The organism is Kouleothrix sp. 19917 (assembly GCF_057073505.1).
The window spans coordinates 6,276,814-6,290,660 of sequence record NZ_CP097099.1; the positions used below are offsets into that span (position 1 = coordinate 6,276,814).

The following is a 13,847-nucleotide window of genomic DNA, read 5'->3' on the forward strand; positions in this document are numbered from 1 at the left end:
GCGACACGCCGCCCGGCGCGCGAATGGCCGGCGCAGCAGTATGCGCCGCTTTCGTGCTGCACCGCCCCAGGTGCGGCCAGCCCGTCACGACCCGGCTGCTTTCAATTGAGAACCGCTGATACGTGCAGGGTCGGAGCGCCGGGCCAGCGCACGTGTGCCTCTCGCCTTATACAGGGCGCTTTTTTCGGTGCGCACTTCGCGCGGCGAATTGGCGTGCCCACCATCCTTGCCGGGTGATGTATCATAGACACAGCTACGCCGAAACGCCAATCGCCATCGCTCATGGCTCGCGCGCACGGGCTGCGCCTCGCCCGATTGAGCGGCGCTATGCGAATGGAAGCCCCATGCCTGCCGACGCTGGCCACCTCAAATCGAACCTGCCAGCCATGCTTTCGAGCTTTGTTGGGCGCGAACACGAACTGCGCGCGATTCAGCAACTGGTGCGCGAGCGCCGGCTGGTTACACTCACTGGCACAGGCGGCACCGGCAAAACGCGCCTGGCTCTGCACGCCGCATCTGCCGAACTGGAGCATTTCCCCGACGGCGTATGGCTGGCCGAGTTTGCCGGCCTTGACACGGCCGAGCCCGTGCTGCGCACGATCGCCAAAGTGTTCGCGCTGCCCGAAGCGCCCGACCGCGCGCCGCTAGAGCAGCTTGGCGCATTTCTGCACGCCCGGCAACTGCTGCTCGTGCTCGACAATTGCGAGCATGTCATCGAAGAATGTGCGCGAACGGCCGGTTTTTTGCTTGCGCGCTGCCCGCGCCTCACGCTGCTGGCCACCAGCCGCGAGCCGCTGGCAATCGGCGGCGAGGCGGTGTTGCGCGTCCCGCCACTGCATGTCCCCAGCACAACGCAGCCAGCCGAACCAGCCAGCCTGCTCGATTTCGACGCCGTTCGCCTGTTTGCCGAGCGGGCGCATGCCATCGTTCCAGCCTTTCAGCTCACCGAATACAACGCGCAGGCTGTCGTCGAAATTTGCCAGCGGCTCGACGGCATCCCGCTGGCGCTGGAGCTTGCCAGCGCGCGCGTGAATGTGCTCACGGTGGACCAGATCGCCGCACGCCTCGACGGCCGCTTTGCGCTGCTCACGAACGGGTCGCGCGCGGCGCATGTGGCGCATCACCATACGCTGCGGGCCGCAATCGACTGGAGCCATGGGCTGCTCAGCGCCGAGGAACAAACCTTGTTTCGCCGCCTGGGGGCGTTTGCGGCCGGCTTCACGCTCGACACCGCCGAGGCTGTGTGCGCGGGCGAAGGGCTTGCCAAAGCGCGTGTGCTCGACGTGCTGGCATCGCTGGTGGACAAATCGCTGGTGGTGGCGGAAACAACCAGTCGCGCCCAGGCGCGCTACCGCCTGCTGGAAACGATCCGCGAGTACGCCCGCGAAAAGCTCGACGCGGCCGGCGAAACCGGGCAGCTGCGCCAGCGCCACCTCGACTTGTTTCTTGCCCGCGCCGAAGAAGCCGCGCCAAAGCTGCACGATACCTACCAGCAGCTCTGGCTGAACTGGCTGGAAGGCGAGCACGACAATCTGCGCGCCGCGCTGGCCTGCGCGCTGGAAAGCGGGCGGATCGAGCAAGGACTGCGTATTGCCAATGCGATCATTCGGTTCTGGGAAATACGCGGCTATGTGCAGGAAGGCTTGGCGTGGTTCGAGCGCTTGTTGGCTCGGGCGGATGCCAGCGTCTCGCCGCTGGTTCGCGCTTCCGCCTATAGCTTTGCTGCATTCCTGACGGATTTTCTGGACATGGCAGCCGCAACGCAAACCTACGGGCGCGAGGCTGTGGCCATCGCCGAGGCAGCCGGCGAGGAAGGCAAGCCGGTGCTGGGGCTGGCGCTGGGCGCGCTTGGCTCTGCCGCGCGGGCCGCTGGCGATTACGAGCAGGCCTATGCGCTCGCGGAACGCTGTGTGGATCTGTATCGCGACGAGCCATTGCCCGCAGTCTATCTCGGCATGACCCTGCTGGTTCAGGGCGGCCTGGCGATCGAGCTCGGCCTCTACGCCGCCGCACGGGCTGCACTCGGCCAAAGCCTGGCGCTGGCGCGCGCGGCGGGCGATGCCTTCCGCACGGCCCACGCCTTCAACACCCTGGGAGATTTGCACCGCTGCGAAGGGCAATACCTCGCTGCGCAAACGATGTACCAGCAGAGCATTGACCTGTTTCGGGACATTGGTGCCGCCCGCGATCTGGCAGCGCCGCTGCTCAACCTGGGCCACGCTTGCCTGCACCTCGGCGAGTTGGCGCGCGCCCGCGATTTTTTTGACGAAAGCCTTGCGATCATGGAAGGCAACGCGGAACGAAGCTGGCCTGGCCAGCCGGCGGTTGTCGAATGTTTGCTGGGGTTCGCGGCGCTTGCGATTGAAGCCGGGGCCGCAGCAGCCGGTGCGCGGCTGCTGGCCGCCGTTGGAACGCTTGGCATGCAGCACGCCAAATTTTCCTGGGCAGCCACGCGCACGGAATATGATTACTATCTCGCGCTGGCTCGTGCGCGCCTGCCCGACGCCGAGCTTCAGGCCGAGCAGGCGGCCGGGCGGGCCTTCACACTCAAACAGGCGATCGAATATGCGCGGCATTTACCCGGGCCAGCAGAAGCACTGCCCACAGCGCGCGAAACACCAGGCGACTTGACCCCACGCGAGCGCGAGGTTGTCGCGCTGATCGGGCAGGGCCGCTCGAACAGCGAGATCGCAGAAACGCTCGTCCTCAGCAAGCGCACCGTCGAAAAGCATATTGCCAACATTCTCGCCAAGCTGGGCCTCGCCAGCCGCGCCCAGATCGTGCGCTGGGCACTCGACCACGCCCTGGCGTAAGTCTTCCCCCACCACCGCCACGAATCAGCAGCCAGAAGCCGGGAACTGCGTTCTTGCGGCGCAAGATACGTGCGCGGCTACGTGCACGCACGCACGACAGCTGGCGCGCAGCTGCCGTACTGTAGAACAGGAGGCAGGAGTCGGGGGTCAGAATACATTCTTCAAACGCTCATCGTGTCATCGTGTCAGCGTGTCACACTGCCAACTGCAGACTGCCGACCGGAGTTTGCCCATGCTAAACAATCAAACAAACTCACTTCTTCGCCAGCTTTTGGAAAACGCGTTCGAGCACGGCGCATTTGCAGTTGTGGACGAAGTACTCGCGCCGGGCAGCGTCACGCATACCGCAGCGTGGGGCGTGCCGCCGAATCGCGAAGGGCTCAAGCGGCTGATCGCGCTGTTCCGTTCGGCCTTCCCCGACCTGCAATGCACGGTGGAAGACGAGATTTGTTCGGGCGACAAGCTGGCAGCGCACTGGACCATGCGCGGCACGCACACGGGCGCCTTTCTGGGCCACTTGCCCACCAACCGGCCATTTGTGGTCAGGGCCATGAGCTTTGCGCGCATCGAAAACGGCCAGATCGCCGAAAACTGGATGCTTGTCGACCAGATGAGCATCTTGCAGCAGCTTGGCATCGTTCCACCAGCTGGCTGTTGAGCACAAGGAGCACACCGATGAAATTCCTTTTCGCCGCTGTCCCGGGCGACGGGCACTTCAACCCGCTCACTGGCATTGCCATGCACCTCAGGGCCAGTGGGCACGATGTGCGCTGGTACGCCGGGCCGACCTATATTCCCAAAGTCGAGCGCCTGGGAATCCCGGCCTACCCCTACAAGCGGGCCAGCGAAGTCAGCGGGGACAATATTGGCGAGCTGTTCCCCGAGCGCGTGAACTTACACGGCCCCGCGCTTATCCGCTTCGACGGCAAGAACGTGTTTGTGGCAAATGTTGGCAACTACTTCGAAGATATTCGTGAGATCGACCAATCATTCCCCTTCGACGCGCTGATCTGCGACGACGGGTTTTACGCCATGAAGCCGGTGAAAGACAAGCTCGGCAAGCGTGTCTATTGCGTCGGGATCGCGCCCTCGATGGAAAGCTCGAAAGATGTGCCGCCGAACTTTGTTGGCCTGAAACCCGCCAAAACTGTCCTCGGCAAGCTCGTCCACCGGGGCATGCGCCTGATGATGGAGCGCATGGTGATGGACGATGTCAAAAGCGCGTACAACCACATCCTGACCGAGCTTGGCGTCGCGCCCGCCCAGGGGTCGCTGTTCGATCTTTCCTACCGCAGCCCGGATGTTGTATTCCAGAGCGGTGTGCCTGGCTTTGCCTACCCGCGCCGCGAGCGCAACCCCAGGATGATCTTCGTTGGCGCGCTTCAGCCTTACAAAGCGAGCATTGCAAGGCCGTTTCCACACCCCGAGAAGCTCGAGCGCTACAAGCGGGTTATGCTCATCTCGCAGGGCACCGTCGACAACAAAGACCAGAACAAGCTGATTGTGCCCGCGCTCGAGGCGCTCAAGAACAGCGGCGCGCTGCTGGTGGTGACGACCGCGCATTACGGCACCGCCGAGCTTCGCGCGCGCTACCCGCAGAACAATATCGTGATCGAGGATTTCGTCGACTTCGACTTCATGCTGAATCACTGCGACCTGTTCATCTGCAATGGCGGCTACGGCAGCGTGCTGCTGAGCCTGAGCAAGGGCGTGCCGCTGGTCGTCGCCGGCATCCGCGAGGGCAAGAACGACATCAACGCGCACATCGACTACTTCAACGTCGGGATCGACCTGCGCACCGAAAGCCCGCAGCCCAAGGCGATTCGCCGCGCCGCCGAGCGCGTGTTGAATGAGCCGCAGTGGAAAGCAAACGCCGCCCGCCTGCGCGATGAGTTCAGTCGCTACCAGCCCTATGAAGTGATCGACGCGTACCTCGCCAGCGAATCTGTGCACCGGCAAGACGGCCCGCTGCCCACCGAAGCACTGAAAGTGGCGCTGTAAGCCCACAGCTCGTGAAACTCGACATATTCAGAAAAGCATCACACACAACCGAAGGAGCCAGCCATGTTCGACATCCCAGGAATGCTTGTGCTTGTTGTTCTGATACTTTTGTTCGGCTTCCTGACCACGCGCGCCTGGCGAGTGAACAACCGGCTGCTGAAATGGATCGGCGTGCTCGTCGCTGGCTTGCTCACGATTATTCCAGCCTTGATCGGCGCGCTGGCCGTGAACGGCTATGCCAGGCTCAACCAGCGCTACGATAACCCGGTGCCGACGCTCAAGGCAACCGGTAGCAGCGCTCAGATCGCGCGCGGCCAGCAACTGGCGCACATTTGCATGAGCTGCCATTCCACAAGCAATCAGCTTCCGCTTGCGGGCACCGATTTTCTGACCAAGTTCGGTCTGCCGCCGCTGGGCACCTTGTACTCCCCGAACCTCACGCCCGGCGGCAACATCGATGGCTGGACCGACGGCGAACTGGTTCGCGCGATTCGCGAAGGCGTCAGCAAAGACGGTCGCTCGCTGCTGATCATGCCGTCCAGCAACCTGCGCAACCTGAGCGATGAGGATGTGCTGGCGCTGGTCGCCTATCTGCGCTCGCAGCCGCCCACCGGCAGCCCGACCCCGCCCACGCGCTTCAGCTTGTTTGGCGCGGTTTTCACCAACTTAGTGGATTTCCGCACGGCGCAGCCGCCAGCAGGCACGGTGATCGCGCCGCCGCCCCTAGTTGGCGCAACCTATGGGAAATACATGGTCAGTATTCTGGGATGCAGCGATTGCCACGGCCCCCGGCTCGAAGGGAAAGTCGATACCGGCGAGCCTGGCCCGCCGCCCGGCCCAAATCTTACCCAGATTGTGCCGCAGTGGACCGAAGCGCAGTTCATGGAATTCTTCAACACGGGCACGCGCCCCGACGGCAGCACCGTGCCGATACTCACGCTGCCAAGTGGGTTTACAGAGCCGCGCATGCCCTGGCCGGAATTTCGCGCGGCGGCCACCGACGACGAGCTGCGTGCGATGTATGCCTACCTGCACAGCCTGCCGCCAATCGATGGCCCGACGCAGTGACGAAGGTGATGCGAATGATGAGGAAAGATATGAACGTTCCTGCGCTTCTTCGCGTGGCAGCCTTCATGCATTGGTTCATTGCGGTTGGCTTTGGCGTGTTCTGCATTCCAGCCATACAAAATCTTCTGAGCGGGCGCGACATTCCCATTGTCATGGGCTTTCCCGCGTATGGGCGCGGGCCGTTCGAGCGCGTTGGCATCCCCACCACCGTCCCGCTGCTGGCCGCTTTTCTGCTCGTCTGCATCCTTGAAGCTGTCGCCGGTGTTCTGCTGTGGGGCGGGTACAAGTCCGGCGCTGTTCTTGCGCTTGCGCTGATTCCGTTCGGCGCACTATTCTGGTGGGGCTTTGCCCTGCCCATCCCGCCGGTCTTTGCGGTCGTCTGGACCATTCTGATTCTTCTAAACTGGCAGGCCCTCGGGTGACAGAACGTACGCGGTGCCCCGCGTGGGGTAGCAGTTAGCCTGCGGCAGCTAAGAATATGATTCCCTGCGATGCCGACGGCATAGGCAGAAGGGAGCGGGTGCTTCATGCTGGCACCCGCTCTCTGCTGCCCAACCTCATTCGTGTGTGGCCGGCGGCGCGCCAATAAAGCCGCGCTGCCTGAACCACGCCGCGCACAGAGCTGGCCACAGCGACACGCCCATATACTCCGCGCCTAAGCCCAGGCCATGCTGGCCCTGCTCGAAAACGTGCAGCTCGAACGGGACCTTGTGCTGCCGCAGTGCCGCCGCAAAAAACAGGCTGTTCTCAACGGGCACAGCAGCATCCTCGCCTGTGTGCCACAGAAATGTCGGCGGTGTCGCGCCCGTGACGTGGCGCTCGTTCGAGAGCAGAGCGACCATTTCAGGGTCGTTTGCGCGCTCGCCAAGCAGCGCCGCCCGGCTGCCCACATGGCCAAACTCGCCCAGGCTAATCACCGCATAGCACAGCACCAGCAGATCTGGCCGGCAGCCCACGCGCTCGATCGGGTCGTCTGCGGCGGGGTCGCCCGCGTCGTTGTGGGTGCCAAGCGTTGCAGCCAGGTGGCCGCCCGCCGAGAAGCCCAGCACGCCAATACGCTCCGCATCCAGGTTCCGCTCGCGCGCCCGGTGCCGAACCAGGCGCACGGCCCGCTGCGCGTCGCCGAGCGGAACGGGGTGCTGAAATGGCGATACGCGGTAGTTCAGCACCAACGACGCGACCCCAAGCGAATTGAGCCAGCGCGCAATCGGCTCGGCTTCGTGTGGCGCGCGGCCCATGTAGCCGCCACCCGGCAGAACAATCACTGCAGGATGCGGCCCAGCGCCATCGAGCAAATACGGGGTCAGGCTTGGGCAGCCGGCGTTCGGTTCCTGTGTTTCCAGCATCTGCTCGGGCCAGAGGTTGATGTTCATTGATGCGTCCCTCGTACATATATCGCGGCGCGATCGTCGAAAGCGTTATACCATAATGGCACAAATGACGCAGCGCCCGGCCCTGCACATCACCCGCGCAATCGGCACGCCCTGAGCTTGCCGAAGGGTCGTTCGTTGCAACCAGGTGCCTGTCACAAAACGCAGCCTTCGCTGGTCTTCATGTCAGAGAATCACGAGCGAGTTTGGAGAAATCGCATGAGTACTGCCGAGGCCACGCAGTTTGAAGCACACCGCCCGCTGATGCTGTCGATTGCCTACCGCATGCTGGGCAGCGCCACCGAGGCCGAAGACATTGTGCAGGAGGCATACCTGCGCTACCAGGCAACGCCCGCAGCCGAGATCGTGTCGCACAAAGCATTCCTGAGCACAATCGTTACGCGGCTGTGCCTGAACCAGCTTCAGTCGGCGCGGGCGCAGCGCGAGGCGTATATTGGGCCGTGGCTGCCCGAACCTGTGCTCACCGGCGCGGACGAACGATTTGCGCCCACGCAGCACGCCGAGCTGCACGAGTCGCTTGCGCTGGCGTTTCTGGTGCTGCTCGAACAGCTCAGCCCGGTCGAGCGCGCCGTGTTCCTGCTGCGCGAAGTGTTCGATTACGACTATGCTGAGATCGCAGTGATTCTTGGCAAAACCGAACCGGCCTGCCGCCAGCTGTTCAGCCGCGCCAAGCGCCATATCGCCGCTGGCCGCCCGCGCTTCACATCCTCGCCCGAAGCGCAGCGCGAAATTTTTGCGCAGTTTCTGCGCGCCACCGAGCAGGGCGATCTCGACGGCCTGATGCAACTGCTGGCCGACGATGTCGAGCTGTGGGTCGATGGCGGCGGTAAGGTGCAGGGTGCCGCCACGCGCCCGGTGCAGGGGCGCAACGCCGTCGCGCAATTCCTTTCGGCGGCCGGGCGGCGGGCCAGCCCTGGCACGCGTGTGGGCGTTGCCGACGTGAATGGCGAGCCAGCCCTGATGGTGCGCGACGCCGACGGCGTGCGCCTGGTGCTTTCGATTGGCGTGGAAGCCGGCCGCATTCGCACGATGCGCGCAATTCGCAACCCCGACAAGCTCCACGACCTGAACCGGGCATTGCGCGCGGCGGAAGGCGAGGAGGGGGCAGCGGATGGCACGATGACAGGGTAAGCGCAGAACCGAGAACCGAGAACCACGGAACCGAGGAACTGCAGAACCAAGAACCAATAATCGAGAATTGCAGGAGGGTTTTAGGGTCTGGGGTTTTGGGCCTGCAAACCTGCAAACCTGCAACAGGCGTATGCGATACGCTCCGGCTGCAACTTGCAAACCTGCAAACCGTCCCCGTCGGTGTGCTAAGTGTCGCTCTTTCCCAAACCCGATTGGTGTCAGCTTCTGTAACGAAAGGAAACCATGAAATGGTGGCTCGAATCACATCGTTCATTCTGCGCCTGTGCGGCTCACTGGCAGTCATCCTCGGTCTTGTATTCTGGACGGGCAATGCCATGAACCTCATTCCGATCCATATGCTGCTGGGCATACTGGTCGTGCTTGCGCTGTGGGTGCTTGGCGTCGGGCAGGCGCTCGCGCGCGGCGGCAGCTGGCCGCTGGCGATTGGCGCGCTGCTGCTCGGCGTGATCGTTGTGTTCTTTGGCATGCGGCAATCGTCGATCATGCCCGGCCAGTACCACTGGGTGATCAAAGTCGTGCATTTGCTGCTGGGCATTGCGGCGATGGGCGTGGGGCAGAACGCGGCGGCGCGCTGGCGCAACAGCAGCCCGGTTCGCGAAGAACAGCCCAGCACAGTGGCGTAAGATCGAAGCAATCCCTTGCCCGCCGCAGCGTAAACTGGTTTGATCGAAAGCCTTAGAAAGGAAGCGCAATGACGACAGTGAATGTTCGCTACATCGTGCGCGATGTCGGGCAGGCGATTGCATTCTACACGAGTCACCTCGGCTTCGAGGTGCAGATGCATCCCGGCCCTGGCTTTGCCAGCCTTATCCGAGGCAATTTGCGCCTGCTCTTGAACACAGCGGGCGGCTCGGGAGGGGCGGCTCAGGCGATGCCAGACGGCCAGCGCCCAGAGCCTGGGGGCTGGAACCGCATCCAGATCGAAGTCGGTGATCTTTCGGCTCTGGTCGCGCAGCTTCAATCGGCAGGTGCCCAGTTTCGTAATGAGATCGTTCGCGGGAATGGTGGGCAGCAGATTCTTCTGGAAGATCCATCGGGCAACCTGATCGAACTGTTCGAGCCTTATACATAGCAAAAGCACACCCAGTTTTGGGCATCGTACTCTGTAATTGCTGTGCTTTGCGGTAGCTCTTTCCTTTTGCCCGTATTACAACGTTTCGGAAATCGGTTGCTGGCTATAGCCAAAGACGAAGGACGAATGACCCCGCCATTCGCCCTTCGTCTCAGCAAGGAAAAACGAGCGCCAGCAAAGCTGCACTGCGCTACCAGAAGCGTGTTCATCCCGCCTTGCGATACCTTGCCGGCGGCATCCCCACCTCGCGCTTGAATGCCTTGCGAAAAGCCACCTCCGACTCATAGCCCAGCGCCTCGGCAATTTTCTCCACCTCGACATTGTTTTTCAGCAGGCGCGTGGCCTTGTGCATGCGCCAGCGGGTCAGGTATTTGATCGGCGGTTCGCCCACCAGCCGCGTGAAGCGCGCCGAGAAGACCGGGCGCGAAAGCGCCACTGCCGCTGCCAGCTCCTCGACCTTCCAGGCGCGCTCGGGCGAGCCGTGCAGCAAGGCTAGCGCCGTGCCGATCGGCTCGTCGTGCAGCGCCGCCAGCCAGCCCCGTGCAGCGCCCGCCTGTTGCTGAACCCAGACCCTGATGATCTGAATAAACAGCAGCTCGGTCAGGCGCCTGAGCATCACCTCGCTTCCCAGCCGGGGCGCGGCCGCCTCGCGCGCGATCAGTTCCACAATCTCGCGAAAGCCCGGCGCGATCTGGCCGTGCTGCGCAGGAATATGGATCACGTTTGGCAGGCTGTGCAGCAGCGGAAACGCTCGGGGATGCTCCAGCCGGAACGCGCCGCACAGCACGGTCATCCCCGAGCCTTCGCCGGCATCTGGCGCGAATCGGTACTCGCGCTGTGCCGAATAGGTTACCTGTAAGAGCTGGTTCAAGGGCGAGGCGGGTTCATCGCAGATCGAGTGGGCGTGCCCAAACGGGAAAAGCAGCACCCCGCCGCCCTCGATCCGCCGCGGCACCGGCTCGCCTTCGAGCGTCAGGTAGCCGCCGCCCGCGCTGAGCAGGTGAAAGATCATATCGTTGCTGGCGGCAAAAGCGTAGTGCCAGGGCGACACAAGCGCGCGGCGCGCGGCGATGCAGCCTCGCAGTTCAAGCGCATCCAAAACATCGGCCAGCACGTCCATGCGCTGCTCCACTCTTGAGACGATCGGACATATTTGGCGGCTATTATGTCATAGATCGGCTTGGCGAACGCATGTATAGTATCACAGACAGAATATTTGTGCTAATGCACGTAGCAAGGCAGAAGGAAGCTATGACACAGCGCACCGAAGCCCTCGCCGCAGCGTTTGAGGGGGCCGCCAACCGTCTCGCGCTCGCGGTGGAAGGGTTGAGCGACAAGGCCTGGGGCACAACTCCAGCGGGCGAGCAGCGCAGCGCCAGCCAGATCGCCTGCCACATGGCAGAGGTCTACCAGAACGTTGGCAATTGGGTTCTGCAAGCCGCAGCCGGGCAGCCTCTGCCGCCCCTGACGATGGACGACATCCACAGCATGAATGCTGAGCAGGCAACCCGTTATGCCGGCGCGGAGCGGGCACGCGCCCTGGAGCTGCTGCGGCACAACAGCGCGGCCACGGCCACCATGCTCCGTTCGCTGAGCGATGCCCAGCTCGACACGGGTGCCGTGTTCGTCGGCTTTGACTTGACCGTCGAAGGCATTGTTCAGAATGCGCTTGTGCACCACATCGATGAGCACCTTGCGAGTATCCAGGCTTCTGAAAGGAACGCAGAATGAGCAATCACACCATCGCATCGCAGGAAGCGTGGCAGGCAGCACGCGCCGAACTGCTTGAGCGCGAGAAGGAACACACCCGCCTGGGCGACGAGATCGCACGCCAGCGGCGCGACCTGCCGTGGCTCCGCGTCGAGAAGGACTACCGTTTCGACACCGACGCGGGCACGCAGACGCTGGGCGAGCTGTTTGGCGACCGCTCGCAGCTCCTGATCTATCACTTCATGTTCGGCCCAAGCTACGCGGCTGGCTGCCCGGTAAACTCGTCAATTGCTGACTCTGTCAACGGCGTGCTGCCGCACCTGCACGCCCGCGACATGCGCTTCATCTTCGTGTCGCAAGCGCCGCTTGAGAAGCTGCAAGCCTACAAGCGCCGCATGGGCTGGAGCGTTCCGTGGGTCTCGTCCGCCCGCACCGACTTCAACTTCGACCAGGGCTTTTCGCATACCGAGGAAGAAGGGCGCGAGGTCGTGAGGCAGATGATGGGTGGTGGAATCCCGCCAATTGCCGAGCAGAACGCCCGCGCGTCGGGCACCGACCTGGCCGGGTATATGACCGAAAGCCCGGGATTTAGCGCCTTTATCAAAGAAGGCGACGCGGTCTGCCAGACCTACGCAACCACCTGGCGCGGCCTGGAGTTCATCATGAGCTACTACCCGATCTTCGACCACGCGCCCCAGGGCCGCGACGAGGGCGCGGACTGGCAGCTCTGGCTGCGCCGGCACGACGAGTACGAGCGCGCGTGACGGGCGTATAAGGGCATGTTCGGGGTAGGAACTGCGTTTGGCAGCGCCTGCCCCGTTTCTTTTGCTACACCTGCTGGCAAACAGTGCTGCTTGCGTAAGTAAACCTTCCCGCGCTGTTATCGTCTCTTTTCGCTCCAGCGCGCCGCTGGCGCTATACTCAGCGTGTAGAAAGCAGGCCGCCTGTGCTGGGCACCCGCCACTGTACCTGCCCTGCTCCGTCAGAAAATGCCATCCCGTTCATCCCAAGCGGTTCGGCAGAAGCGGCCAAGTGTCGTTCATGCTGCGACCCGCAGCGTGTTGTGCACGCCGTCTGCTAAGCGCGGCGAGTGGGCATATGCGCTGCGGGGAAAGGAGATGCCATGAACAGCGCAACGCGAACCAACGTCGCAACCCTGGGCGTCATTTTGGGCCTGAGCGGAATGGCCCACGGCTTTGCTGAAACGTTGCAGGGGAATAACCCAACTGGCGGCATGCTCATCAATGCAATTGCTGCTGGCAGCAGCTGGACGCGCTGGAGCGCGGGTGGCGAGGCGGCGTTTACGCTCATTCCGAACTTTCTGCTCACCGGCATCCTGGCCATGCTGGTGGGCCTCGCCGTGATCGTCTGGTCGCTTGGCTTTGTCCATTCGCGCTATGGCGCGTCGATCTATCTGCTGCTGTTTGTGCTGCTCTTTCTGGTGGGCGGCGGCATTGGGCAGGTGGCGTTCTTTATTCCGGCCTGGCTGGTTGCAACGCGCATCCACACGCCACTGAACTGGTGGCGCGATACAGTGCCCGCCAACACGCGGCGAACGCTTGCGCTGGCGTGGTCGCGGCTGCTGTCGCTCGCGTCGGTGCTGCTTCTGGCGGGCTTGATTCTTTCGTTCTTTGGCTACCTGCCCGGCATAGAGGACATGGAGCGCGTGCTCGCCATCATGCTGTCGCTGGTTGGGGCGTCGCTGCTCGGCTTTCTGCTGGCTTTCGCCGCTGGCTTTGCCTGGGATATTGAGCATACCGAGGAGCAGATCGGTCGCTTGATCGAATGCGCAGTGTAGCTTTCTCGCCGCCTGTGGTACTATTGCGCCGCAGCATGCCCGAATATTTTGGCACACATGGCGGAGAAGATCGCATGAATGATCAGGGAACAGGCCGCGTCGCGCTGGTAACTGGCGCGGGAAGCGGCATTGGCAAGCGCACCGCGCTGCGGTTTCTGGAAGCGGGCTATTCGGTGGTGCTGGCGGGTCGCCGGCTCGAACCGCTCCAGCAGGCCGTTCAGGAAGCTGGCGTGCTAGGCTCGCGCACGCTGGTGATGTCGGTCGATGTCACCGACCCACAGGCGGTCGCGTCATTATTCGCGGCAACCGAGGCGCAATTTGGGCGGCTGGATGTGTTATTCAACAATGCTGGCGTGGGCGCGCCCGCCGTTCCGCTCGAAGAGCTGAGCTACGATCAGTGGCGAACGGTGCTCGACACCTGCGTGACGGGGGCATTTCTGTGCACGCAGCACGCCTTCAAAATGATGAAGCGACAGGATCCGCGCGGCGGGCGCATCATCAACAATGGCTCGATTTCCGCGCATGTTCCGCGCCCGAATTCCGCGCCCTACACGGCGGCCAAGCATGCTATCACTGGCCTGACCCGAGCTACCTCGCTGGATGGCCGCCCGTTCGATATCGCTTGCGGGCAGATTGACATCGGCAACGCTGCCACCGACATGACCGAGCGCATGACGCAGGGCGTGCTGCAAGCCAATGGCAGCATGGCCGCCGAGCCGACCATGGATGTTGAGCATGTTGCGCAGGCGGTGCTGTACATGGCGAGCCTGCCGCTGAGCGTCAACGTGCCGTTTCTGACCGTGATGGCGAACGGCATGCCATTTATCGGCCGTGGGTAAAGG

At 63.1% G+C, this 13,847-nt stretch carries 14 protein-coding genes; 12 read left to right on the forward strand and 2 right to left on the reverse strand.

The features are described from left to right. Positions 1–344 precede the first annotated feature (344 nt). The 5 genes from M1P90_RS25365 (at position 345) to M1P90_RS25385 (ending at position 6,304) form a co-directional block, all read left to right on the forward strand. Complete coding sequence (locus M1P90_RS25365; RefSeq protein ID WP_483698344.1) at positions 345–2,813, forward strand: LuxR C-terminal-related transcriptional regulator; 2,469 nt, start codon at positions 345–347, stop codon at positions 2,811–2,813. A gap of 232 nt (positions 2,814–3,045) precedes the next feature. Continuing rightward, a complete protein-coding gene (locus M1P90_RS25370; RefSeq protein ID WP_483698345.1) occupies positions 3,046–3,471 on the forward strand; it encodes an ester cyclase in 426 nt (141 codons plus the stop codon). A 17-nt stretch (positions 3,472–3,488) separates the two neighbouring features. Then, positions 3,489–4,814: a glycosyltransferase gene (locus M1P90_RS25375; RefSeq protein WP_483698347.1), complete on the forward strand. Its 1,326-nt coding sequence runs from the start codon at positions 3,489–3,491 to the stop codon at positions 4,812–4,814. Between the two features lie 63 nt (positions 4,815–4,877). Then, positions 4,878–5,882, forward strand: coding sequence for a c-type cytochrome (locus tag M1P90_RS25380; protein WP_483698349.1), 1,005 nt, complete (start codon positions 4,878–4,880; stop codon positions 5,880–5,882). Further along, on the forward strand, positions 5,879–6,304 hold the full coding sequence (locus M1P90_RS25385; protein WP_483698351.1) for a hypothetical protein: 426 nt from the start codon (positions 5,879–5,881) through the stop codon (positions 6,302–6,304). Before M1P90_RS25380 ends, M1P90_RS25385 begins: the two co-directional genes overlap by 4 nt. A 135-nt stretch (positions 6,305–6,439) precedes the next feature. Here M1P90_RS25385 and M1P90_RS25390 read toward each other — a convergent pair whose 3' ends face one another. Then, positions 6,440–7,255 (reverse strand): alpha/beta hydrolase, encoded by an 816-nt coding sequence (locus M1P90_RS25390; protein WP_483698352.1) that lies wholly within the window; start codon positions 7,253–7,255, stop codon positions 6,440–6,442. Between the two features lie 216 nt (positions 7,256–7,471). On the opposite strand from M1P90_RS25390, the gene M1P90_RS25395 reads away from it, so the two are divergent. From M1P90_RS25395 to M1P90_RS25405, 3 genes are all read left to right on the forward strand, one after another. Further along, positions 7,472–8,404 carry an RNA polymerase sigma-70 factor gene (locus M1P90_RS25395; RefSeq protein ID WP_483698353.1) on the forward strand — a complete coding sequence of 311 codons (933 nt, stop codon included), beginning with the start codon at positions 7,472–7,474 and terminating at the stop codon, positions 8,402–8,404. A gap of 248 nt (positions 8,405–8,652) precedes the next feature. Continuing rightward, positions 8,653–9,048 carry a hypothetical protein gene (locus M1P90_RS25400; protein WP_483698355.1) on the forward strand — a complete coding sequence of 132 codons (396 nt, stop codon included), beginning with the start codon at positions 8,653–8,655 and terminating at the stop codon, positions 9,046–9,048. Between the two features lie 68 nt (positions 9,049–9,116). Next, positions 9,117–9,497 (forward strand): VOC family protein, encoded by a 381-nt coding sequence (locus M1P90_RS25405; protein WP_483698356.1) that lies wholly within the window; start codon positions 9,117–9,119, stop codon positions 9,495–9,497. 205 nt (positions 9,498–9,702) lie between these two features. On the opposite strand, the gene M1P90_RS25410 is transcribed toward M1P90_RS25405, so the two are convergent. Continuing rightward, the gene (locus M1P90_RS25410; RefSeq protein ID WP_483698357.1) at positions 9,703–10,617 is read right to left on the reverse strand and encodes an AraC family transcriptional regulator; all 915 of its coding nucleotides are present in this window, start codon (positions 10,615–10,617) and stop codon (positions 9,703–9,705) included. A gap of 131 nt (positions 10,618–10,748) precedes the next feature. Between M1P90_RS25410 and M1P90_RS25415 the strand changes: the two genes are divergently transcribed. The 4 genes from M1P90_RS25415 (at position 10,749) to M1P90_RS25430 (ending at position 13,844) form a co-directional block, all read left to right on the forward strand. After that, entirely contained in the window at positions 10,749–11,228 is a 480-nt protein-coding gene (locus M1P90_RS25415) for a DinB family protein (RefSeq protein ID WP_483698358.1), read from the forward strand. Beyond that, positions 11,225–11,971, forward strand: a complete 747-nt coding sequence (locus M1P90_RS25420; RefSeq protein WP_483698359.1) for a DUF899 domain-containing protein — start codon at positions 11,225–11,227, stop codon at positions 11,969–11,971. Before M1P90_RS25415 ends, M1P90_RS25420 begins: the two co-directional genes overlap by 4 nt. A gap of 359 nt (positions 11,972–12,330) precedes the next feature. Beyond that, positions 12,331–13,005, forward strand: a complete 675-nt coding sequence (locus M1P90_RS25425) for a hypothetical protein (protein WP_483698360.1) — start codon at positions 12,331–12,333, stop codon at positions 13,003–13,005. A 74-nt stretch (positions 13,006–13,079) separates the two neighbouring features. Continuing rightward, positions 13,080–13,844, forward strand: coding sequence for an SDR family oxidoreductase (locus tag M1P90_RS25430; RefSeq protein ID WP_483698362.1), 765 nt, complete (start codon positions 13,080–13,082; stop codon positions 13,842–13,844). Positions 13,845–13,847 lie beyond the last annotated feature (3 nt).